The sequence below is a fragment of the Algoriphagus sp. genome (assembly GCF_046296635.1).
Lineage (GTDB): Bacteria > Bacteroidota > Bacteroidia > Cytophagales > Cyclobacteriaceae > Algoriphagus.
On sequence record NZ_JBKBKZ010000022.1, the window covers coordinates 70,509 to 92,784 of the forward strand.

The 22,276-nt window shown below is 41.4% G+C and carries 20 protein-coding genes and 1 rRNA gene; 8 read left to right on the plus strand and 13 right to left on the minus strand.

Features of this window, described 5'->3' with window-relative positions:
* Positions 1-8 precede the first annotated feature (8 nt).
* Genes ACK4HU_RS15410 through ACK4HU_RS15425 form a run of 4 tightly spaced genes read left to right on the plus strand, consistent with a single transcriptional unit; the run spans position 9 to position 3,344 of the window.
* Positions 9-1,403, plus strand: coding sequence for a bifunctional UDP-3-O-[3-hydroxymyristoyl] N-acetylglucosamine deacetylase/3-hydroxyacyl-ACP dehydratase (locus tag ACK4HU_RS15410; RefSeq protein ID WP_409808230.1), 1,395 nt, complete (start codon positions 9-11; stop codon positions 1,401-1,403).
* Positions 1,400-2,179, plus strand: coding sequence for an acyl-ACP--UDP-N-acetylglucosamine O-acyltransferase (lpxA, locus tag ACK4HU_RS15415; RefSeq protein WP_409808231.1), 780 nt, complete (start codon positions 1,400-1,402; stop codon positions 2,177-2,179). The genes ACK4HU_RS15410 and lpxA overlap by 4 nt, the downstream gene beginning before the upstream one ends.
* Position 2,180: 1 nt before the next feature.
* Entirely contained in the window at positions 2,181-2,801 is a 621-nt protein-coding gene (locus tag ACK4HU_RS15420; protein WP_409808233.1) for an ATP-binding cassette domain-containing protein, read from the plus strand.
* Between the two features lie 60 nt (positions 2,802-2,861).
* Complete coding sequence (locus ACK4HU_RS15425; protein WP_409808235.1) at positions 2,862-3,344, plus strand: hypothetical protein; 483 nt, start codon at positions 2,862-2,864, stop codon at positions 3,342-3,344.
* A gap of 53 nt (positions 3,345-3,397) precedes the next feature.
* Here ACK4HU_RS15425 and ACK4HU_RS15430 read toward each other — a convergent pair whose 3' ends face one another.
* Together ACK4HU_RS15430 and ACK4HU_RS15435 are read right to left on the minus strand one after the other, a co-directional pair.
* On the minus strand, positions 3,398-5,782 hold the full coding sequence (locus tag ACK4HU_RS15430; protein WP_409808237.1) for an endonuclease MutS2: 2,385 nt from the start codon (positions 5,780-5,782) through the stop codon (positions 3,398-3,400).
* Positions 5,782-6,135, minus strand: coding sequence for a DUF4296 domain-containing protein (locus ACK4HU_RS15435; RefSeq protein ID WP_409808239.1), 354 nt, complete (start codon positions 6,133-6,135; stop codon positions 5,782-5,784). Before ACK4HU_RS15435 ends, ACK4HU_RS15430 begins: the two co-directional genes overlap by 1 nt.
* Before the next feature lie 105 nt (positions 6,136-6,240).
* Here ACK4HU_RS15435 and ACK4HU_RS15440 point away from each other — a divergent pair, with 105 nt between their 5' ends.
* The 3 genes from ACK4HU_RS15440 to ACK4HU_RS15450 all read left to right on the plus strand — a co-directional run bounded on the left by ACK4HU_RS15440 (position 6,241) and on the right by ACK4HU_RS15450 (position 9,032).
* Complete coding sequence (locus tag ACK4HU_RS15440; protein WP_409808241.1) at positions 6,241-7,119, plus strand: DUF58 domain-containing protein; 879 nt, start codon at positions 6,241-6,243, stop codon at positions 7,117-7,119.
* Positions 7,120-7,195: 76 nt separating this feature from the next.
* Positions 7,196-8,008 (plus strand): hypothetical protein, encoded by an 813-nt coding sequence (locus ACK4HU_RS15445; RefSeq protein ID WP_409808243.1) that lies wholly within the window; start codon positions 7,196-7,198, stop codon positions 8,006-8,008.
* Entirely contained in the window at positions 7,989-9,032 is a 1,044-nt protein-coding gene (locus ACK4HU_RS15450) for a vWA domain-containing protein (protein WP_409808245.1), read from the plus strand. Before ACK4HU_RS15445 ends, ACK4HU_RS15450 begins: the two co-directional genes overlap by 20 nt.
* Here ACK4HU_RS15450 and ACK4HU_RS15455 read toward each other — a convergent pair whose 3' ends face one another.
* The gene (locus ACK4HU_RS15455) at positions 9,033-10,115 is read right to left on the minus strand and encodes an alkane 1-monooxygenase (protein ID WP_409808246.1); all 1,083 of its coding nucleotides are present in this window, start codon (positions 10,113-10,115) and stop codon (positions 9,033-9,035) included.
* A 166-nt stretch (positions 10,116-10,281) separates the two neighbouring features.
* Here ACK4HU_RS15455 and hemN point away from each other — a divergent pair, with 166 nt between their 5' ends.
* A complete protein-coding gene (gene hemN / locus ACK4HU_RS15460; RefSeq protein WP_409808248.1) occupies positions 10,282-11,640 on the plus strand; it encodes an oxygen-independent coproporphyrinogen III oxidase in 1,359 nt (452 codons plus the stop codon).
* A gap of 190 nt (positions 11,641-11,830) precedes the next feature.
* Here hemN and ACK4HU_RS15465 read toward each other — a convergent pair whose 3' ends face one another.
* From ACK4HU_RS15465 to rrf, 10 genes are all read right to left on the minus strand, one after another.
* A complete protein-coding gene (locus tag ACK4HU_RS15465; RefSeq protein ID WP_409808250.1) occupies positions 11,831-12,535 on the minus strand; it encodes a sulfite exporter TauE/SafE family protein in 705 nt (234 codons plus the stop codon).
* On the minus strand, positions 12,535-12,960 hold the full coding sequence (locus ACK4HU_RS15470) for a FixH family protein (RefSeq protein WP_409808252.1): 426 nt from the start codon (positions 12,958-12,960) through the stop codon (positions 12,535-12,537). Before ACK4HU_RS15470 ends, ACK4HU_RS15465 begins: the two co-directional genes overlap by 1 nt.
* Before the next feature lie 7 nt (positions 12,961-12,967).
* Positions 12,968-14,395 carry a cytochrome c oxidase accessory protein CcoG gene (gene ccoG, locus ACK4HU_RS15475; RefSeq protein ID WP_409808254.1) on the minus strand — a complete coding sequence of 476 codons (1,428 nt, stop codon included), beginning with the start codon at positions 14,393-14,395 and terminating at the stop codon, positions 12,968-12,970.
* A gap of 47 nt (positions 14,396-14,442) precedes the next feature.
* Positions 14,443-15,366, minus strand: coding sequence for a c-type cytochrome (locus ACK4HU_RS15480; protein ID WP_409808256.1), 924 nt, complete (start codon positions 15,364-15,366; stop codon positions 14,443-14,445).
* Between the two features lie 367 nt (positions 15,367-15,733).
* Positions 15,734-15,916: a cbb3-type cytochrome c oxidase subunit 3 gene (locus ACK4HU_RS15485; protein ID WP_409808257.1), complete on the minus strand. Its 183-nt coding sequence runs from the start codon at positions 15,914-15,916 to the stop codon at positions 15,734-15,736.
* A gap of 11 nt (positions 15,917-15,927) precedes the next feature.
* Positions 15,928-18,063 (minus strand): cytochrome-c oxidase, cbb3-type subunit I, encoded by a 2,136-nt coding sequence (ccoN, locus tag ACK4HU_RS15490; protein WP_409808259.1) that lies wholly within the window; start codon positions 18,061-18,063, stop codon positions 15,928-15,930.
* On the minus strand, positions 18,056-18,244 hold the full coding sequence (gene ccoS, locus ACK4HU_RS15495; protein WP_409808261.1) for a cbb3-type cytochrome oxidase assembly protein CcoS: 189 nt from the start codon (positions 18,242-18,244) through the stop codon (positions 18,056-18,058). Before ccoS ends, ccoN begins: the two co-directional genes overlap by 8 nt.
* Before the next feature lies 1 nt (position 18,245).
* Complete coding sequence (locus ACK4HU_RS15500; RefSeq protein WP_409808262.1) at positions 18,246-20,675, minus strand: heavy metal translocating P-type ATPase; 2,430 nt, start codon at positions 20,673-20,675, stop codon at positions 18,246-18,248.
* A gap of 72 nt (positions 20,676-20,747) precedes the next feature.
* Entirely contained in the window at positions 20,748-21,368 is a 621-nt protein-coding gene (locus ACK4HU_RS15505) for a hypothetical protein (protein WP_409808264.1), read from the minus strand.
* A 599-nt stretch (positions 21,369-21,967) separates the two neighbouring features.
* Positions 21,968-22,079 (minus strand): 5S ribosomal RNA (gene rrf / locus ACK4HU_RS15510).
* Between the last annotated feature and the right edge of the window lie 197 nt (positions 22,080-22,276).

Genomic DNA, 22,276 nt, shown 5'->3' on the forward strand with positions numbered 1-22,276 from the left:
AATAGCACATGAAGGTAAAACAACACACCATTCTCAAACAGGTGGAACTATCTGGGGTAGGATTGCATACAGGAGTAGTATCCAATATGACATTTGTACCTGCCCCACCTAATCACGGTATAAAATTCCAACGAATCGACCTCGAAGGACGCCCTACAATCGATGCTGATTGTGACTTGGTGGTGGATGTTTCTCGTGGTACAACCTTAGAGCAAAACGGAGCAAGAGTATACACCGTAGAGCATGTTTTAGCTGCTTTGGTAGGTCTTGAAATCGACAATGTACTTATCCAACTTGATGGTCCAGAACCTCCAATCATGGATGGCTCATCGATTCAGTTCATTGAAGTTTTGGAAAATGCTGGATTTCAAGAGCAAAACGCACTAAGAAGATTTTTTGAAGTACAGGAAAGCATTCAATACAAAGACGTAGCCCGTGAAGTAGAAATGGTGGCTTTGCCGACTGATAATTATCGGGTTACAGTAATGGTGGATTACAACTCCCCTGTATTAGGCAGCCAGCACGCTTCAATCACAGATATTAGCCAATTCAGGACAGAAATAGCTTCTTGCAGAACCTTCTGTTTCCTTCATGAATTGGAGATGCTGTATAACTCTAACTTGATCAAAGGCGGAGATTTAAACAATGCGATCGTGGTGGTGGATCGTGTGGTGGAAAAGGCCGAATTAGCCAATCTGGCAAAGATGTTCAATAAGCAGTCGGTCGAGGTAAAAAAAGAAGGCATACTAAACAATGTAGACCTGCGATATCGAAACGAACCCGCTCGTCATAAACTTTTAGATGTAGTGGGTGATTTGGCTTTGGTAGGAAGACCACTCAAAGCTCAGATTCTTGCTGCCCGTCCAGGACACGCTGCTAATGTTGCTTTTGCAAAAAAACTAAAACGTGCCATGGAAAAAGCTGGGGCATCTCATATCCCACATTACGACCCTAAGCTTCCTCCAGTGATGGATATCAATCAGATTAGCAATATCCTGCCGCATCGGTATCCATTTCAGTTGATCGATAAAATCATCTATCTCGATGAAAACGTGGTGGCAGGAGTGAAGAATGTGACGATGAATGAGCCATTCTTCATGGGTCATTTTCCCGGCAACCCTGTGATGCCCGGAGTACTTCAAGTAGAAGCTATGGCCCAGACAGGAGGTATTTTGGTATTAAGTACAGTAGATGATCCTGAGAATTATTGGACTTATTTTCTTGGAATAGAAAATTGCAAATTCAGAAAAATGGTATTGCCCGGCGATACTTTAGTTTTTAAATGTGAACTTTTGGCACCGATCCGCAGAGGGATAGCAAAAATGAAAGGCGAGGCCTATGTGGGAAACACGCTAGTCTGCGAGGCTGTGATGACTGCCAGTATAACTCGAAAAGAATCATGATAAGCCCCATGTCATCCATTGACCCCAGTGCCAAATTGGGGAGCAACGTTCAGATAGACCCATTTACAATGATCCATCAAGATGTAATCATTGGAGAGAATTCTTGGATCGGGTCTAATGTAACGATTTATCCAGGTGCAAGAATTGGTAAAAACTGTAGAGTTTTTCCAGGAGCTGTAATCGCTGGAGTTCCTCAGGACTTGAAGTTTCAAGGCGAAGATTCTACAGTGGTTATCGGGGACAATACGACTATACGCGAATGTGTGACAATCAGCCGAGGCACCGTTGATAAACAGACAACAGTCATTGGCAGCAATTGCCTCTTGATGGCTTATGTGCATGTTGCACATGATTGCGTGATTGGAAGTAATGTTATTATAGCCAATTCTGTTCAGATCGCAGGACATGTTTCGATTGATGATTGGGCAATAATTGGTGGATCAAGTGCTGTTCATCAGTTTGTCAAGGTTGGGATGCACGCCATGATCTCGGGAGGATCCTTGGTTCGAAAAGATGTTCCCCCTTTTACTAAAGCTGCAAGAGAGCCACTTTCCTATGCCGGTGTCAATTCTTTGGGATTAAGAAGAAGAGGTTTTTCAAGTGAATCCATCGCCCATATTCAGGAAGTGTATCGTTTCCTTTTTCTAAATAGCCTCAATAACAGCCGAGCTTTGGAGGAAATCGAAGTTAACCTTCCTGCCACTAAGGAGCGAGACGAAATACTGAACTTTATCAGATCTTCAGAAAGAGGTGTAATGAAAGGCTACATCAATTGATATGTTCAAAATCCAATTGCAAGAAGCTTCCAAGCGGTTTCAATACGAATGGATTTTCAAAAATCTCAACCTAGAACTCAATCAGGGAGATTCGCTTGCAATCACTGGAGGGAATGGATCAGGAAAATCAACTTTGCTCAAATGCATATCCGGTGTAATTCCTTTTTCATCAGGAAATATAAAATTTGAATCTGATGGAACACTAATTCCCGAATCAGAATGGTATCAACTTCTTGCCATTTCTGCACCTTACCTCGAACTGCCCGAGGAATTTAGCCTGGAAGAACTGATCAAATTCCACTTTAAGTTTAAAAGGCAACTCAATAAAATTCAGCCAAAAGAACTCATAGAAATCCTTTACCTCGACCAACATGCATCAAAACCAGTTTCCCAGTTTTCTTCGGGGATGAAACAAAGGCTGAAGTTAGGAATTGCTCTTTTTTCAGATGTCCCTCTCATTCTTTTAGACGAACCTACCTCCAACCTAGACCGTAAAGGAATTGCCTGGTATTTAGACCTGATAACCACTTTCCAAAAAGACAGAATTATGATTGTTTGCTCCAACGAGCCTCGAGAATATGAGTTTTGTAAACAAAAGGTAGTCTTGGAAGATTTTAAGTAGAGATTTTAACTTTGAACTATTGGCGATATCTTTAATTTTACACCGATAAAATGAAATTATATGAATTTAAAATTATTGAAAGTAGCATTGGCAGCTTTGATTTTTGTGGGGTTTCAAGCTTGTGGCGATAAACCTGCTCCTACACCTCCAAAAACCCCTGAACAAATTGCAACAGAGGCCTTGACCGGAACTGGCACTCAAGTTTGGGGAATTGCTGGAGGAGGAAAAGTAACGAGAGGTGGTACAGATGTGACAAATGTTTATCCTAATTTTGAGCTCATTCTTAATTCTGGTTCCGCCAAAACATATACGACCAGAAGCAATAATGACCTTTTTGATCTAACTGGTAACTGGTCCTTTGCAGGAACAAACTTTGACAAAATTACCCTGACAGGAACCAAGCCTGCTGCAGGTAGAGAAATGTCATTCACCCAAACAGGGACTAATCTGAAGTTGGTCTTTACTATCCCCATGCCCGGAGCACGAATCAATGGCACATTCGCTATCGCAGGGGATTATGTATTTGATTTGATTAAAAAATAATCCCTCAATCATCGAAGACTGAAATAAAAAAGGGAGCCTTGAGGTTCCCTTTTTTATTTCAAAGTCACCAATGTAACTCCTGCCCCCCCACGATCTGCATGCTCATCCTCCATTTTACTGACTGGTGGCATTGATCTGAGCAGGTTGCGACTAATCTCTCTCAAGATTCCGTCACCCTTACCGTGCACTATTCTTAGATTTTTGATTCCCAGCATGTGGCCTTCATCGATAAAGGTCTGAATCAGTGATAAAATTTCTTCTCCCCTTTTTCCTCTCAAATCAAGATTAGGAGAATAGTCCATCATCTTAGTGTTTGTATAACTTCCCCGCTGTGATAGTGCCTTCTGCTCTTTTTTTACTTCTGTTTTTGAAATTTTTTCGAGACGTGAAAGTTTTACATTTGACTTTAAATCTCCAATGCTTATTTCGACATCTTTATTTTTGATGGCTATCACCTGAGCTACTGCTCCGTTATCCTTAAGCCTCACCCAATCCCCATTCTCGATCTTTCCTCCAACTACCAAAATTTCCGGATCCTTCACTACCGTCTTTTCTGGCCTGACTTCTTTCTTAAACTCTTCAAGTTCCTGACGAACTTGCTTTGTGATTTCCTTCTCCGCATTTCCCTCACGAATCTCGCGAATGGTAGCTTCAATCTTCTTATTTGTCTGATCGAGTAAAGACTTTGCTTCCTGCTTTGCCTCTTGGATATATTTCCTTTTGGTCAATTCCAGCGTTTCTTTCAACTGATTGTATTCTTTCAGCCTACTCTGAAGCAGTTTCTCTTTTTCTTTGACCTCAATCAGCAAACCAGAATATTGATTTTTTTCATTCTCCAGTTGGGTCAAAAGCCGGTCATATCTCACGCGCTCCTCTCCAATGTTTGCTTTGGCATAAGCTAATATTTCTTTTGATAGACCAATCTTAGAAGCGATTTCCAATGCAAATGATGAACCTGGTTTCCCGATTTCCAACTGATAGATCGGCTCCAATCGATCCACATCGTAGCGCATCGCTCCATTGACTAAGCCTTGATTTTTATTGGCTATCTGCTTCAGATTGCCATAGTGCGTCGTCAAGACTCCAAAAGCACCGAGTTTATTCAAGGAGAGTAAAATCGATTCAGCAATTGCCCCACCAAACTGAGGTTCCGTTCCTGTTCCAAATTCGTCAATGAAAAGAATGGTCTTTTTATTGGCAAACTGAGTGAAGTGCTTCATGCTCATCAAGTGTGAACTATAGGTACTCAGGTCATTTTCCAGACTTTGCTCATCTCCGATGTCGATAAAAAAATTATCAAACAGCGAACTTTTGGAGTCGGGGTGAACGGGAATCAGCAACCCACACTGAAGCATATATTGGAGCAAGGCGACTGTTTTCAATGTCACAGATTTACCACCGGCATTTGGGCCTGAAATAACCAGAAGCCGCTCATGACCTCCAAGCTTGATGTCGATAGGGACAATCTTCTTCCCCTGAGCTTTCAGCGACATTTCCAAAATAGGATGCCTTGCTCTTGTCCAATTCAAAATTCGTTCTTTGACGATTTCAGGTTTACAGCTTTCTGTTTTTTGAGCAAATTTCGCTTTGGCACGAATGAAGTCCATCATGCCCAGAAAGTTGGTGGCTTTTCTCAATGCTGGAATGGCCGGTCTTAACTGATCCGTCAGACGGGTCAAAATCTTGATAATCTCCCGACGCTCCATGTATTCGAGGTCACGAATTTCATTATTGATGTCCAAGGCTTCCTCCGGCTCCATGAAGACAGTTTGACCAGTGGCTGATTCATCATGAATAAAGCCCCTCAGTTTTCGCTTATTTTCAGCAGCAACGGGAATCACCATCCTACCTCCGCGAATAGTCATCGAAGCATCTTCAGGCGTAAGTCCTTTGGCTCGAGCATCTTTAAAAATCCGCTCCATCACCTTTCGCAGTCTCCCCTCTTCATAGAGTAGTTGAGTTCGGATCAATTGCAATTCCTTACTGGCATTACTTCGGATTTTACCTTTCTCATCGATGATCAGATCGATCGCCTTGAGCAGATTCATATCCAGATCAAGCAGTAACCCCAGAAGTGCACTTAGCGTGGGATATTTTTCTCCGTGATTTTGAAAAAAGGTCACACACCCACGAAGGGTTTGTAATGCAAGTTTCACCTCATAGAATTCTTCCTGATCCAAAAAAGCCCCTTCGAGCTTGGCTTTTTCCAGGAATGGGTTGAGATTGGTGAAATTAGAACTTGGAAAAACGTCTCCAGCAATGAGAATTTGTCTAAACTCCTCAGTCTGATCCAGCAAACGTTGGACAAGATTGAAATCAGAGGAAAAAGAAACCTTTTCCACATAGTCTTGTCCAAGTGATGAAGTACATTCTGCCTTCAACAAATCTTTTATTTTGACGAAATTGATTTTTTGATCGAGATTGGAGGGGTAGAGCATTAGAATAAATCTTCTTTTTTTCCTGGAACAGATTCTCTTACCACAAGCGAGTCAATCACTCTTGCGTAGATTTTGTCCATTTTTCGGGCGTCTTCCAGATAGAATAGCATACTATTGATGAAAACTGAATCTTCGACTCCATGTTTTATAAAAACATCTTTCTCCAATAAATTGTAAAGAACCTGAGAGGAATCATAGGAGATCGGAATTGCACTGACCATTCCCTCGGTCAATTGAATATCAATCAGCACATTGACCATCATATCTTCTGGCAAAATACCAGCCGGAACACGGTTGAGATCGCAGGAGACGAGGATGGAAGAAAAAAGAAAGAGAGCAAGAATTCGTTTCACGGATTAAAATTAGGTTTTTTTAACTGATAATGACCTGACCGTTTAGCTAACTCAAATTTTATAATTCAGTTCAAGACTTTAACTTAGCCAGTTCAAATCTCCCTCATGGATCAGCTGTTCAGTAAGCTTAGGAAATACGAAATTATGATCAGAAAGGTGGCCAACAACCACCTTCAAGGAGAATACCAATCACTTTTCAAAGGTTCTGGTCTTGAATTTGACGACTTAAGACCCTATCAATACGGAGATGACATCCGAACGATAGAATGGAAAGTCTCTGCCAAAGGACACGGAACGTTTGTGAAAACGTTTCGGGAGGACAAAGAACAATCTGTTTATTTTCTTTTGGATATCTCTGGCAGTCAGGATATCGGACAGCAAGGAAACAAGAAAATAGATCAAGGCAAACTGATTGCGGGAGTTTTGACATTGGCAGCAGTGTATGAGGGAAGTCAGATTGGGTTAATTTCTTATTCTGACGAACAAGAAAAACTAATTCTTCCATCAAAAGGAAGTAAGCAAGGCGTCAAAGTCATCCGAGGAATTTTTGATCATCAAAATAAAAGTCTGAAAACAAACCTCAATGGGATGTTCACCTTTGCACTTAATTTGATTAAAAAGAGGAGCATCATCATTATTATCTCTGATTTCTTGGATCAGGATTATGAAAGATCATTTAGGGCTTTGGCAGAGCGGCATGATGTAGTGGCTATACAACTTACAGACCCCAGGGAATCAGCTTTGCCCTCACTGGGTATCATTCCTATCTATGACAAGGAGCTAGGAAAAACCACTTGGGTTAATACTGCATTTGGAAGTTTTTCGAAAAAAATAGCTGAAAGCTTCACTACCGAACGGGAATATTTGAAAGATATCTGCAAGAAAAATCAGATCAATTATTTGGCAATCGATACCTCTCAGGATATTGTCGGGCCATTGATTGACCTATTCAAGTACCGAAACAAACGAATGAAGCGTGGTTAAAATCGGTATTTTTCTCTCATTACTTCTGCTGAGCTTCTCATCATTTGCTCAGTCTGTACAGGTTGAAGGCTATTTCATGCAGGATTCAGCCAAATTGGGCGAGCGAGTAGGGTTTGTCTTGAAAGCTCGACACCCTGAATCCACCCAATTGATATTTCCGGATTCTGCTTATGATTTTTCCCCTTTGATCCTACTCGAAAAGAAAACCTTTATCTCGCAAACTCGAGAAGGGGAAACTTTGGATAGTGCCATTTACTACGTTTCCAATTTTTCGCTTGATCCAAGCGTATTTCTTTCTTTGCCAGTTTATCAAATAAGCCGATATGACAGCCTTACTTTCTTCTCCAATGAGGCAGAACTCAAGTTGAAATTAATGCTTGATTCCATTCCTGAGCAGCCTGTCTTTCAGGAAAACAATGTATATCAACCCATCAAAACAACTTTCAATTGGCTTTTGGCTGTATTGATTACTGGTGGAATAATTGTCTTTTTTGGTGGATTTGCCCTGCTTTTTGCGAAGCAAATCAAAGCACTTTTCAAAAGAAATCGTGAGAAACTCAGGTGGATTCAGTTTGAGCGAAAATGGAAAAAACTCACTGTCCTTTTAGCTCAAAATCCCGCTTTGGAATTAGCAGATGAGGTAGTTGGTCTTTGGAAGGGATACTTGGAAAGCATCACAGACATGCCTTTTCAGGAATGGACCTCCAGTGAGATTTCAGAAGCCTTGGAGGATAATGAAATATTCAAAGCACTCAGATCGATCGACATGATCATCTATGCCGGCAAAGAAGCTAAAACAGAAGAAGCTACAAACTATCTCTTGGAAGTGGCTAAAATAAAGTATCAAGAAAAACTAAACCTGATCGGAAATGAGAGAGCAACTCGCTGAGTTTTTTGATTGGTACTGGTTTCTCCCCGAAACATTCAAAACCTTTGAATGGGAAAATCCAATCCTATTCAATTTGCTTTGGATGATTCCGCTGCTGATTCTGCTTCGGAAAGGAATCAAATTTCTCAAAAATCCTGTATTGGAACTTTCGTTACCAAAGCGGATAACAAGAGGAAATCCCTGGACTTATCTTCGCTTAGTTCCCACCGGGTTTTTCTTTCTTGCCCTGATTGCCATCGTGATTGCTTTAGCCCGTCCACAACGTAGCAATGAGCGTGTTGAACAGTTTACAGAAGGCATAGACATCCTCATGGTATTGGATATTTCAGAATCCATGGATTTGCAAGATTTTATGCCTAATCGGCTCGAAGCAGCCAAAAGAACGGCTGTCGATTTCATCAATGGTAGATTCGGAGATCGGATTGGCATGGTGATTTTTGCAGGAGAAGCTTATTCTTTGGCCCCCTTGACCAACGATTATGAGCTCTTAACTTCATTGATCGCTGACATCTCTTTTGATATGATTGAGCCCAAAGGGACAGCTATAGGTTCAGCAATTGCTGCGGGGACCAACAGATTGAAAGACAGTGAAATTCCCTCTAAAGTGATGATATTATTATCTGATGGGGAAAGCAATGCGGGAAATGTCGACCCGCTTTTTGCTGCCCAACTTGCGTCAGCATTTGATATTAAAATCTACACAGTTGCAGTGGGTAAAGATGGCTTGGTGCCATACGGCACCGATTTTTTTGGAAGACCACAAATGGTGGAGAGCTATCTCGATGAGACTACCCTTCGGGAAATCGCCCGAATCGGAAATGGGGAATTTTACCGAGCTGCCGATAGTAATACCCTACAGCAGATTTTTGATCGCATAGACACCTTGGAAAAAGCGGAAATTCAGGAAAATCGGTACAAGGAAACTTCAGATTACTATCGGATTTACCTCTTTTGGGCGATGCTGTTTTTCCTAGTTTGGCTTGGTCTGAAAAGCACCTTTTTCAATAATTTCTTGCTGGATTAGTCAGGACAACTGCATCTGTTTCCATTTTTCCAGTCGTGGATTCATCATTGCAAACCATAGCGGCGGAAAAAAAGCAACCAAAATCATTGCGGAGTATCCTGCCGGAAGTTGTGGGCTTTCGTCGTAATGATTCAATATTTGATAGGGTTTGAAAGCAAACGCATGATGATCAGAGTGTCGTTGTAACTGGAATAAAAGGAAATTACTTACGGTTTGACTCGCATTCCAGGAGTGTAAAGGAGTGACTTTTTCATAAAATCCGGTGGCAAGCTTCTTTCTTTCCATGCCATAATGCTCTAAGTAATTCACTGCTTCCAACAGCGTAAAGGCGAGAATGCTCTGCCCAAAGAAAAATGCTGGAACCTCCCATACCCATCGATTTTGGAAAAATGAGAAGGCAAGAAATGCTATTCCTACGAATGCAAAAGGCAATAGCTGATACCACACCATTTGATTTTTCAGCGACCAAGGTGAAAGTCCATTTTTGGCAAGACGATTTTTTTCCAATTCCCAAGCGCTGGCATATCCATCTTTTACAGATCTAATCCAAAAAGCATAGAAATTTTCCCCAAAGCGGCTGGTTGCAGGATCTTCCTGAGTTGCCACCCAGACGTGATGTCCTCGATTGTGCTCTATGAAAAAATGCATGTATGAGACTGTCATTAAAAGAATCTGAGCATAGACTAGCTGGATTTTCTCTGATTTATGACCTAATTCATGAGCAACTGTGATCCCGATTCCACCAGTCACCAAGGCTGTTCCTGAAGTAAAAGCAAGCCACTCCCATAATCCAAAATCGGCACTACTTACCACATAGAATCCCCAAACCAAAACTGAAAGCTGAACATACACCCATAGAAAAGTAACGAACTTATAAAAATATTCTTTGCTGACTTTGGTGATTGAATCTCTTGTAACATTGGAAGTATCTCTTCTCACCAAAAAATCCATCAGAGGAACAAACACAAAAACAAATCCATGAATCAACCAGAGATTTGATCCTCCTAAGTAATATCCTAAGACAAGCAATGCAGGTAAAATTAACGCACTGAAAAACCCGATTTTCTTTAACCCACTAGTCATTCGTAGAAATCTAAGGACAAAATTTAGAAATAAACCTCCGGAATTTAAAATGAATTATTCAAATAAGGCTAGATGGAAAATATACTGATAAAAGTCAGTTTTCGATATCATTTCGGTCACCAAAACAACTAGAACAAACCATGATCTTTGACCAAAATAAAAAACCATGGCGCTTTCACCCGAGCTAATCCAAAAATATAATCACCCAGTCCCTCGATACACTTCCTATCCCACCGTTCCGCTTTGGGATGGAAGGATCAATACCAAGAATTGGGAAAATCTAGTAAGAAAAGCTTTTCATTTAATCGGAGAAAAAGAGGGTCTCACCCTGTACATTCATCTACCTTTCTGCGAAAGCCTCTGCACCTACTGTGGCTGTACGAAGCGAATCACCAAAAATCATCATTTGGAGGACCCCTATTTGGAGGCAATATTCAGAGAATGGTCGCATTACCTTGGATTATTCGAAGGAATACCAAAAATTGCAGGAATTCACCTTGGGGGTGGAACTCCCACTTTTTTCTCTCCTCAAAACCTAAAACTTCTGATTTCAAAAATCCTGAAATCTGCTGAAGTACTACCTGAGCATGAATTCAGCTTTGAGGGTCATCCCAATAATACCACTTTTGAGCATTTACAAGAATTGGCTCAATTGGGTTTTGACAGGGTAAGTTATGGAATCCAGGATTTTGATCTCACTGTCCAAAAAGCAATTCACCGCATTCAGCCTTTTGAGAAAGTCAAAGAGGCGACAGAAAATGCGAGAAAACTCGGCTACAGTTCTGTGAATTTTGATTTGATCTACGGTCTTCCTCATCAAAACTTGAAAACACTGAGGGAGACTTTTGACAAGGTTTCAGAATTGAGACCGGACCGTATTGCATTTTACAGCTATGCGCATTTACCTTCTGCCTTTCCAGCTCAAAAAAGCTTCGAAAACTCGCTGCCAAATGAGCAAGAAAAAAGGGGGCTGTATGAGTATGGAAAAGAAATGCTGCTTGAGATGGGATACGAAGAAATCGGAATGGATCACTTCGCCTTACCCGATGATCCACTTTGCATAGCCAAAAGCTCAGGAAATCTCCACCGCAACTTCATGGGATACACAACATCCCCCTCAGAGATGCTGATTGGCTTGGGTGCTAGTAGCATCAGTGATATCGGATTGGGATATGCCCAAAACGAAAAAAATATCGAAGCCTACGAGCAAATTCTGAAAGGAAACAGTCTTCCAATCACCAAAGGTCATATTCAGACCGAAGAGGATCGGTTGACTAGGGAATTGATACTGAATTTGATATGCAAAGGAGAGACTGATGTTCCTCTTTTAATTTGGGAGAAATTACCCTACGAAAGCATGCAGGCAATATTCGAGATGGAAGATGAAGGATTAATTATCAGAGAAGGATTGAGTCTTTCAGTTTCTCCAGAAGGAATGGCAATAAAACGGAATATTTGCGCTCAGTTTGATTTAAGGATGATTTCTTCCAAAGCCAAAAAAATGACTTTCAGTAAATCGATCTAACCCGGATTATGCATTAGGTTTCGTGATGAGGCCTTTAATTGCAAAAAAATCAGGCTGTTTGGCGACTGATGCATAGCACCGCTATGGAGAAGTCGAAAACAGCAATGGAGTGTATGATTTTGAAGCAATTAAAGACCGCAATAACTTGTGCGCCGTGGCGTAGAATTGCTAATGCATATTTCGGGTTTACTCAATGGCACATGGTAATTTCCACCTGTTGTGTGCCGTAATCAAACACTGCTAACTCCGGACTAAATCTTGGGATTCCGAGTCCAAGTCCTCGAACCACCATCAAAATGCCGATTAAAATCCCCAGATAAGGAATCGCTTTTTGGAATTGTTGGCGACGAATAGCAGGTAAAAGACTTCCTGATATCATCAACCCCAACAACATCGGAATCGTACCCAGTCCGAAAAAGAACATGTAGGATGCTCCCAATATTGGGCTTTGCATCCCCATCGCTACCACCAAAGCCATATAGACCATACCGCAGGGAAGAAGTCCGTTGACTAATCCTGTGGAGAAAAATGCGAATTTACTTCCTGACTTGAGGTATTTTGCTAGATGACTTTTTATCCAACTGACTACTCCTGAAAGTGCCGGAATGGTCAAAAATTTGTCCGCTTTTTTATAACTAATCGAAAGCAAAACCACCAAAAGTCCCATAGCGATGGAAACACCCTGCTGAACTCCAGCCAAAGAAAGTGAAAAACCGAGGCTTCCAATCACCAGTCCAAGCAAGGCATAGGTTAAACTTCGTCCAAGATTATAGATGATTTTATTCCAAAGGAAAGTTTGTCCTTTATTTCCTCCGACAGCCAAGGCAATAGGTCCGCACATTCCAATGCAATGGAATGAACCTAGAAATCCCAAAACCAAAGCCGTCCAAAGCATTACAGATTAATTTTCTTTTCCTGATAAAAATCTACACCATTTTCAGTCCATGTCAGCTGAACTCTCCAGTATCCTGATTTTAATTTCTCAAGTGGCACGGTAGTTTTTCCTTCCTCAAGAATTTCTAGTGAAACCTCCTGATCCAATCTTGCATCAGAAGGACGGAAAAGCTGCAAGTTCCCCTTTGCACCTACCGGAAGATCTAATACCATCGATTTGGATTGAAAATCAAAAACCAAAACTTCCCGATCCAAACCAGCCGCAGATGTCTCTCGGTCGATCTGGTCTTGGTATTTGATTTCTTTTTCATAATAATTCTCTGTGACCAAATGGATGTCATCCTGCCTTACTGAGATAATCACCAGAGTCAATATAAAGCCAACGAAGGCAATAATGGTCAATAATATTCCTTTTCCCCAATCCATAGTTTTGTTATTTAACAGCACCTACAGGTGCCATAAAGTTTGTTTGTATCTTGTCAAATTCTTCTCCTCGGTTCAAGAGTTGAAGCATGATTTTTTCTTGTGGTATTTTTACGGCTGATTGATTTCGTACCAAAAAAAAGCGTCCCTCAAACTTGGTCTGAGGCTCCAAAACCCATTCTGTAGCTCCGACAATCTCTACTTCCATTCCTTCAGCCAGTGCCTTGATGTCGACCTTTTGCGGTTCAAATGTTTTGTTAATCAGGGTGATGTTATAAAGATTGGACACCATACCCGCTTCACGCTGCTGATATGTCATACCGGGAAAACGGGTGATCGTACCTTCCAAATCTTCGCGAGTAGCAATCAACGCAATGAAGGCAGCAATCAGAACCAAAAGAACGACAGTGTACCCTTTGACCCTACCCGTCCATAGCTTTTGAAAGCCTTGCTTGATGCTGTTTTCGGAAGCATAGCGAATCAAACCGACAGGTCTGTCAACTTTGATCATCACCTCATCACAGGCATCGATGCATGCCGTACAACTGACACATTCCATTTGGGTACCATTTCGAATATCAATTCCAGTCGGGCAGACCTGAACACAAAGTCCACAGTCAATACAATCGCCCTTTGGAGCAGCTGCGACTTCATTTTTCCGGATAGGAGTTCGGGGTTCTCCTCGCACATAGTCATATAAGACATTGATGCTGTTATCATCTAGGAGCACTCCTTGAAGTCGTCCGTAAGGACAAACTACAAGGCAAGCCTGCTCCCTAAACCAAGAAAACACAAACATGAAAATCCCGGAAAAGGCGACCAAGCCAATAAATCCAGCCATATTTTCAGTGGGAGGCTTGGTGACAATCTCTTTTACCTGATCAATTCCAATCAAGTAGGCCATCACCAAATGGCCAATCATCAAGGAAATCATGGTGAAAACGCCGATTTTCAAACTCTTTTTCCAGATTTTCTCTCCTGTCCAAGGTGATTCATACAAAGTTCGCTGCTGATTAGCATCTCCTTCGATTGCATATTCGATCTTCCGAAAAACCATCTCCATGAAAAGCGTCTGAGGACAGGCCCAGCCACACCAAACTCTTCCAAATACCACAGTGAATAGGATCACAAACAAAAAGAAAATCAACAAAAGAAAAAGTAAAAGGAGAGTATCCTGAGGCCAGAAAGCAGCACCGAAAATGATGAACTTTCGCTCAAAGATATTGAAAAGCATATATGGCCTGCCGTTAACTTGGATAAATGGACCAGCAAATAAAATCACTAGCAAAATCCAAGACAGGTAGGTTCGATATCTGAAAAAGAACCCTTTGACTTTTTTGGGGTACACCCAATTTCGTTTCCCGTCTTCTTTGACCGTAGCGAGTGTATCCCTGAAACTTTCAGGATTCAAATGTGGATTAAGGTTTTTCTTAGCCATGGTTTAGGCGAAATACTGCCGAGGGTATATCCCCCGGCAGTGATAAATTACTCTATTGAAGCCACTACCGAAGTGCTATCAGTTGGTACAGCTTCTGCTGGAGCCGGTGTATAGAGTTCACCTTGTGGTTCTTTAGGGACTGCCGGTGTAGTACCTTTCATTGTTAAAATATAAGAAGAAACTTGCTGCATCTGCTCAGGACTTAGTTGATCTTGCCATGGGATCATCCCTTTTTCTACCACACCGTATTTCACTATTTTAAAGACATCATTGATCGAACCACCATGAATCCAATATTCATCAGTCAGGTTTGGCCCAACTCCTCCACCTCCATCAGTTGCATGACATGCGGCACAGTTGGTTTCAAAGATAGTTTTTCCAGAAGCCAAGGCCCCAGCAGATTCGTCAAAGACTACATTGCTCTCATCAATTCCCGCAACCAAATTAGCCTTTCTAAATTCAGCGGCTGCAGCTTCCACGCGAAGTTCTTCCTCATATTCTTCTACTCCGGTTGGCCCATTTCCCAACACCGAATAGTTAACAAAGTAAACTATAGCAAAGGCCACAGTTCCTATAAATACCCATTGAAGCCAAGGAGGCATAAAGTTGTCCAGCTCAGTGATTCCATCGTAAGAGTGATCTGCCATCATTTTGGCTTTTTCTTCTTTGCTACCAACTTCATCCACCTGCCCAGTGACAAAACGCTTCTTGAAGGTCTCCCACCAAGATGGTTCATTTGCAGTGACTGGGTTTTCTTTTTGGAGCACTGCCGACATAAATGACATCAAGTACACCATCAATAGCAGCAGCAGAACAATCACCCCAAGCACAATTCCCAAAATCACCAAGAGCGTCAGTTGACCTGAGTCCATGGCCTGTAACATGGTGTACCAATTCGATTCTTCGGTTTGAGCCCATACCGGAAAAGTAGTGAGCCCCAAAATTGCGAGTAATGAAAATAACTTTTTCATGTGTTTATAATTTGTTTTTTAAAGGCCACATGGAATCTCGCATGTTGTAATAATCATCCCAGTGTGTGACGTTTTCGTCATGCTTGATTTCATATGATTATAATTGTTTTTTAGAGGCCATATGGAATCTTCGCATGCTTTATAATCATTCCAGTGTGTGTCGCTTTGCGTCATGCTTGATTTCATATGATTATAATTTGTTTTTTAAAGGCCACATGGAATCTTCGCATGAATTATAACCATACCTCTGTGTGTCGCTTTGGGTCATGCTCGATTTCATGTGATTATAATTTTTGATTTAAGGCCACATGGAATCTCGCATAGCGAATATCCCTGATGATCTGTTTAGCTTTCATACTGCTCGATTTCATGGCTGATTGATGGTTGCTTCTTGATCATCAAAAGGAAGGGATTCCATGTGCTTAATGTGGTCTTTGGGCGTTCTGACAACCCATATAAACATCCCTACAAAAAACAGCAGGAAAATGATCAGAGAGATGATTGGATAGATCTCTATGTTATCAATTGATCTTAGAATTTCTTTATACATGGCTTCTATGATTATTGGTTTGAGTTAGCTGCTTGTTGCTTGATATCTGTACCTAATCGCTGCAAATAAGCAATCAATGCTACGATCTCCGTATTTGGAGCGACTTCAACTCCGGCTTCCTTAAGATTTGTGACAATTTTGGTGGCTTGAGCATCGTAATCCGCTGTGGCCTTCTGATCAAATCCTTCTGGGTAAGGGACACCTAGTTTTTGAAGTGTTCTAATTTTTGCAGGTAAATCCGAATTATCCAGTTCATTTGTAGCCATCCAAGGATAAGGAGGCATCAGCGAGCCTGGAGACATCGATCGTGGGTCAGTCATGTGATAATAATGCCAGCTATCAGGATACTTTCCACCAATTCGATGAAGATCAGGACCAGTTCGCTTGGAACCCCATAGGAATGGTCGATCATATACAAATTCACCTGCTTTGGAATATTCTCCGTATCGCTCAGTCTCGGATCTAAAAGGTCGGATCATCTGAGAGTGGCATCCCACGCAACCGTTGGCGATGTAAAGGTCTCTACCTTCCAATTCCAGCGGAGTGTATGGTTTTACAGAGCTGATTGTTGGCACATTGGATTTGATCAAAATAGTAGGTATGATTTCAATTGCCCCACCAATAGCAATCGCAATTGTTGCCAAAATGGTAAAGAAGACGGGTTTTCTTTCCCATGCTCTATGCCAGAACTCTCCTTTTGGATTGTAAGCTTTGGCCAAGGCAGGCGCCTGGTCTTCTTCAGTTTCCTGGAAAACACCCTGCTTGGCAGTCATCCACATGTTGTACATCATGATCACAGCACCGCCCAAGTAAAGTAGACCTCCTACCGCTCTGAGCACATACATCGGTACAATCTGAATCACAGTTTCAAGGAAGTTTGGATAAGCTAATCGCCCTGCTTCATTGAATTCTTTAAGCATCAAGAATTGTGTTAATCCTGACACATAAAGTGGGAGTGCATAGAAAATGATGCCCAGCGTACCTAGCCAGAAGTGAGTGTTGGCAAGCTTTGTTGAGTAGATAGTGGTTTTGAAAAGTCTTGGCCACATCCAATACAGCATTCCGAAAGTGAAGAAGCCATTCCAGCCCAAACCACCGATGTGAACGTGTCCTACTATCCAGTCTGTATAGTGCGCAATCGCATTTACATTCTTTAGGGAAAGCATTGGACCTTCGAAAGTTGCCATACCGTAGGCAGTGACAGCCACTACCAAAAACTTCAGCACTGGTTCTGTTCTAACTTTATCCCAAGCTCCTCTTAGTGTCAAAAGTCCATTGACCATACCACCCCAAGATGGTGCTATCAGCATCACTGAAAACACCGTACCCAATACTTGAGCCCACTCAGGAAGTGCGGTGTAAAGCAAATGGTGAGGACCCGCCCACATGTATAGGAATATCAATGACCAGAAGTGTACAATGGAAAGTTTATAAGAATATACTGGTCGATTTGCGGCTTTCGGCAGAAAGTAATACATCATGCCCAAAAATGGAGTCGTAAGGAAAAATGCAACCGCATTGTGTCCATACCACCATTGAACCAGAGCATCCTGTACCCCCGCATAAGCGGAGTAACTTTTCATGAATGAAACTGGCAACTCAAATGAATTGAAAATATGGAGCACAGCAACCGTGACAAAGGAAGCGAGGTAGAACCAGATCGCTACATACATGTGGCGCTCACGGCGCTTAACCAGCGTCCCTATCATATTAGCTCCAAATGCCACCCAAACAAGCGCAATCGCTATATCAATAGGCCATTCCAATTCCGCATATTCTTTGGAGGTGGTAATACCCAAAGGCAAAGTGATAGCAGCGGCTACGATAATCAATTGCCAACCCCAAAAGTGAAACCAGCTCAGCATGCTGTTCCACATGGGAGTCTTTAGCAATCGCGGCATGGAGTAATAGACCCCTGCAAAAATGGCGTTACCCACAAAAGCAAATACAACTGCATTGGTATGCAGTGGGCGTATCCTGCCGAAGGTAGTGTAGGGATTTCCCAAATTGGCCTCAGGGAGGAAGAGCTGGGTGGCAGCGAGTAGCCCCACCAACATACCAACTATACCCCAGATAATCGTAGCGGCACTAAAGTACTTGACAATTTTATTGTCATAGTGGAACCGTTCCAAAGTAGAATCATTCATAGGACTTGGTTTTTTTTGGTTGATCTTTTTTTAATTTTTTAGGCTGATTTTCAAATAAAATTCGGACTGAAGGGGTGTAGCTGTCATCAAACTGACCACCCTTCATCGCTCTGAAAAAGAGGAACAAAAAGGTGACTGCAAGAATAAGACTCACTGCTATGAGTATGAAAATAACTTCCATTTTAGGGTTTGTTTAAATGAATGAGGCCCTTTCGAAGCCCCATGTAATTAGTGGCGAGTGTTGTAAATACCACCACAGAAATACTACTTAAGGGCATCAGAATCGCGCAAAGCACAGGGCTAAGTAACCCTTGAACTGCTAGACTAATACCTACAATATTGTATAAGAAACTTAGCCCAAAACTTACCTTAATTATCAGTCGACTTTGCTTTGCGAATGAAAGGAAGCTTGGGATCTTGTCGAATGATTCTGCATCCAATATGGCATCACTTGCCGGAGAGAAATGGCTGACACGATCAGTAATTGCTATTCCTACCTGACTTTCCTGAAGTGCTCCGGCATCATTAAGACCGTCGCCTATCATCAGCGTATTTTTTTCTTGCCCGTTAAGTTCTTTGAGGTAGTTGAGCTTATCAATTGGACTTTGCTCAAAATTGAATTGAATTGATGTGGAAAGTTTTCTAGAAAGCGATTCTTTTTCATGCGCATGATCCCCGGAAAGAACATGGAGATCAAAATCTCCGGAAAGATCATTGACCACTTGAGTAGCTCCTTTTCTCAATCCAGACTGGATATGGAAGTATCCCAAATTCACTCCTTCAACACTTAGAAAAACTTGATTACCTCCTAGCGTATTAGGCTGATTTGTAACTCCAGTAAAACTTTGAGATCCTAACCTGAATTCTTGGTTTTTATAAAAGGCTAAAATCCCAGATCCTTTAATTTCTTGCACTTGGGCAAGAGAAACCAAGTCAATATTCCCCAAATACAGGTTAATCCGGTTACTTAGAGGATGGGTAGAACGGGATACCATTGCTTTGATAATAGATTTTGTTTCTTCTGAAAGTGGCTCGCCATTGTATTGAATGCTAGCATTTGCGGGATCTGTCAGCGTTCCTGTTTTGTCAAAAACAATAGTGTCCAATAGAGCCAGCCGCTCTACCACAGCCGCATTTTTCAGATAGAATTTGCCCTTTCCAAAAATCCTCAAGGTATTTCCTAAGGTAAATGGTGTAGACATTGATAATGCGCAAGGACAGGCTACGATCAGCACTGTGGTAAACGCTTTCACCGCGATGGATAAATCTTTACCAAACCAAAAAACGAATGCAGCCACCGCAATAGTCAAAACGGTCCAAGTGAATACTCCACTTATGCGGTTTGCAAGCGGTTCTAAGAGTCTTTTTTTGGATTTTTCAAAAGACTCATTGTTCCACAAATCTGTGAGATAACTCTGCGAGGGAGATTTCTGAATAGTGAGCTTAACTGCCTCACCTTTTTGTCTTCCCCCAGCATAGATCAATTCTCCTTTGTGCTTAGGAACTGGCACTTCTTCTCCTGTCACAAAACTGTAGTCTATATTAGCCTGACTACTTAAGAGTAAGGAATCGGCAGGGATTAATTCTTCATCCCTTACCAAAACCACATCACCAACTTGCAACTTAAAAAGTGGAATCACTTCTTCTCGGTCCTTGACCAATCGAGTGACAGCAATAGGGAAATAGGACTTGTAATCCCGATCAAATTCAAGTGTCGCAAAAGTTTTCTGCTGATAGATTTTGCCCAACAAAAGGAAGAAAAGTAAGCCACCTAAACTGTCCATGTAACCCGCATTACCCTGAGCGAAAATTTCCCAAAGAGAATACAGGAAGAAAGCGATGATCCCAATTACTATCGGAACATCCATATTGATTTTGCGCTGACGAACAGCATTCCAAGCAGACAGGTAGTAATCGCTGGCTGAATAAAAGACTATAGGAAGGGAAAGAACAACATTGAGGTAATCAAAAACTTGCTTGAAGCCATTTCCAAGAAGTTTTGCCTCTGAGAAATACTCCGGCATGCTGAAGAGCATCATGTTTCCGAAGCAAAATCCAGCTACACCTAGTTTGGTTAGCGTTTTTCTGTCAATAGAATTTTTTTTCTTGTGATCGAGATCCGAAAGATTGATTTTTGGCTCATATCCAAGAGTGGAAAGCAAGTTGACAACTTCCTTCAAACTGATATTATCATGAAGAAACTTGACCTGAACTTTCTTTTTGATAAAATCTACTCTACTTGCAAAAATTGACCTATTAATCTGGAATAAATTTTCAAGTAGCCAAATACAAGAAGCGCAATGAATCATAGGGATATAAAAAGTGATATGACTTTCTTTTTCATCCCTGAAATCAAATAATTTCTGTTTCACCTCCGCATCATCCAAATAATCAAAGCGATTCTTTAAGCTGGAATTATCCTTTTGGCTTATACCTGGGTTAGATTCTAGCTGGTAATAAGCACAAAGATCATTCTGTGACAATACTTCATAGACCAACTTACATCCTTGGCAACAGAAGGACTTTCTGTCATAGGCAATTACTTCGTGCTCACAGCTTTCCCCACAGTGGTAGCATTTTGATTGGACTTGGATGTGGGAAATTGGATTCATGGACTGATATTTTTATAAAATTACCTGTGTCTGTGGTCGAAAAGCATGATCAAAATCAGCTAATTCCATGATTTAAACCGAGAGGTAAAAGGAAAGTCGAGTGCTCCAGATTTTTCCTTGATAAAAATGGAATAGCACCTTGGCCAAATCCGCTTGGTAATGTTTTGTTGTAACAAGGAGTGTACAACCGTTTTGAACACCGTAGGACCAAAAGTCTCCGATCCTCGAAAAATTGAATTTTATAAAACTTGTTTCTTTAGTAGACGAGGTAATTAGCTGGATAATTTCCCGCTCGTCTTTAATTTTTGACTTAGGGATAAAATTTGGTGAAATAATCGTTGCCTTACTTTCTTTAATCAGGTCTCCAAAAAGGGAAATAAATCTCCTGATTAAATCTACCGAATTGGATGAGCCATCATAATGAAAAAGCAAATGCTCAGTTGAAAAATCAGCAACATAGAGAAGTACCGGTGTACTACACACTTCCTTTTCTAAGGGCCTGGGATAATCGCGGTCATGAAGCCAGTCCAAGGTTTTAAATAAATCCATAGTAAGCAGAGTTGGCTTGTCCTCTGTTCCAGCAAAACTATTTTCGGGCTTGGAAGGGTCAAAGGTTTCTGGGAGATTATAACAAAAAAAGTCATTTGTCATACCTTCCGATATTCCAAAAGTAGCGGCTTGTATAGTTTTCATCTTCATCATTCAGTTCTCTCCGCAAAGCTAATTTTAGATTATTTGAAGAAGCCTGACTTATTCCCTACCTATTCATGATAAAAATCAGGATTTGGTAAAAAGAAAAAAGTAAAAAACGGACACAATCAGATAAAATCCAACCTCTCTACTTCTTCCTTTTTGATACTTACTTCTGATACTTGCTACTTTGGGGAAGCAGGGAAGTTAGGAAATAGGAAAGCTGTAAGATTGTGAGCAGTAAGTGGAAAAAAGTAAGTGGTTATTCGCTCCTGCTTCATGCTTTTTCGGTCTTGATACTAGCGTCTTGATACTTGATACTTTTCCAGAGGCTGTAAGTTTGTGAGCAGTAAGTAGTAAAAAGTAAGTGGTTATTCGCTCCTGCTTCATGCTTTTACCGTCTTGATACTAGCGTCTTGATACTTGATACTATCAAAACTCTGGAAGTTAGGCGGTTAGGAAGTTGGTTTCGATCATCTTTGTCTCTTGTTTCTTGTTTCTAGCCTCTTGCTTCTGTCTTAATACTTACGTCTTGATACTTGCTACTATAAAATTGTCCAAACGCAAAAAAGCCTTTGGATTGCTCCAAAGGCTTCTGAATAATGTGGCGGCGACCTACTCTCCCGGGTGTAACCCCAGTACCATCGGCGCTGCAGGGCTTAACTTCTCTGTTCGGGATGGGAAGAGGTGGGACCCCTGCGCTAGGCCGCCTAAATTGGAAGACTTAAGTAGCTAGTATCAAGTATCAAGATCTCTCTTTTCCTGTCTAACTTCTTTGCGTCTAATGTCTTATGTCTTTAACATATTTGGTAAAAATTGTAACAAGGGTAGCGTAAGTTTTTGGGCAATTAGTACTGCTCAGCTATGCCATCACTGACTTTACACCTGCAGCCTATCAACCTCATCGTCTC

Coding starts and splice junctions, on each gene's coding strand:
- ACK4HU_RS15410 (WP_409808230.1), top strand. CDS start 9: ATGAAGGTAAAACAACACACCATTCTCAAACAGGTGGAACTATCTGGG.
- lpxA (WP_409808231.1), top strand. CDS start 1,400: ATGATAAGCCCCATGTCATCCATTGACCCCAGTGCCAAATTGGGGAGC.
- ACK4HU_RS15420 (WP_409808233.1), top strand. CDS start 2,181: ATGTTCAAAATCCAATTGCAAGAAGCTTCCAAGCGGTTTCAATACGAA.
- ACK4HU_RS15425 (WP_409808235.1), top strand. CDS start 2,862: ATGAATTTAAAATTATTGAAAGTAGCATTGGCAGCTTTGATTTTTGTG.
- ACK4HU_RS15430 (WP_409808237.1), bottom strand. CDS start 5,782: ATGCTCTACCCCTCCAATCTCGATCAAAAAATCAATTTCGTCAAAATA.
- ACK4HU_RS15440 (WP_409808241.1), top strand. CDS start 6,241: ATGGATCAGCTGTTCAGTAAGCTTAGGAAATACGAAATTATGATCAGA.
- ACK4HU_RS15445 (WP_409808243.1), top strand. CDS start 7,196: ATGCAGGATTCAGCCAAATTGGGCGAGCGAGTAGGGTTTGTCTTGAAA.
- ACK4HU_RS15450 (WP_409808245.1), top strand. CDS start 7,989: ATGAGAGAGCAACTCGCTGAGTTTTTTGATTGGTACTGGTTTCTCCCC.
- ACK4HU_RS15455 (WP_409808246.1), bottom strand. CDS start 10,115: ATGACTAGTGGGTTAAAGAAAATCGGGTTTTTCAGTGCGTTAATTTTA.
- hemN (WP_409808248.1), top strand. CDS start 10,282: ATGGCGCTTTCACCCGAGCTAATCCAAAAATATAATCACCCAGTCCCT.
- ACK4HU_RS15465 (WP_409808250.1), bottom strand. CDS start 12,535: ATGCTTTGGACGGCTTTGGTTTTGGGATTTCTAGGTTCATTCCATTGC.
- ACK4HU_RS15470 (WP_409808252.1), bottom strand. CDS start 12,960: ATGGATTGGGGAAAAGGAATATTATTGACCATTATTGCCTTCGTTGGC.
- ccoG (WP_409808254.1), bottom strand. CDS start 14,395: ATGGCTAAGAAAAACCTTAATCCACATTTGAATCCTGAAAGTTTCAGG.
- ACK4HU_RS15480 (WP_409808256.1), bottom strand. CDS start 15,366: ATGAAAAAGTTATTTTCATTACTCGCAATTTTGGGGCTCACTACTTTT.
- ACK4HU_RS15485 (WP_409808257.1), bottom strand. CDS start 15,916: ATGTATAAAGAAATTCTAAGATCAATTGATAACATAGAGATCTATCCA.
- ccoN (WP_409808259.1), bottom strand. CDS start 18,063: ATGAATGATTCTACTTTGGAACGGTTCCACTATGACAATAAAATTGTC.
- ccoS (WP_409808261.1), bottom strand. CDS start 18,244: ATGGAAGTTATTTTCATACTCATAGCAGTGAGTCTTATTCTTGCAGTC.
- ACK4HU_RS15500 (WP_409808262.1), bottom strand. CDS start 20,675: ATGAATCCAATTTCCCACATCCAAGTCCAATCAAAATGCTACCACTGT.
- ACK4HU_RS15505 (WP_409808264.1), bottom strand. CDS start 21,368: ATGAAAACTATACAAGCCGCTACTTTTGGAATATCGGAAGGTATGACA.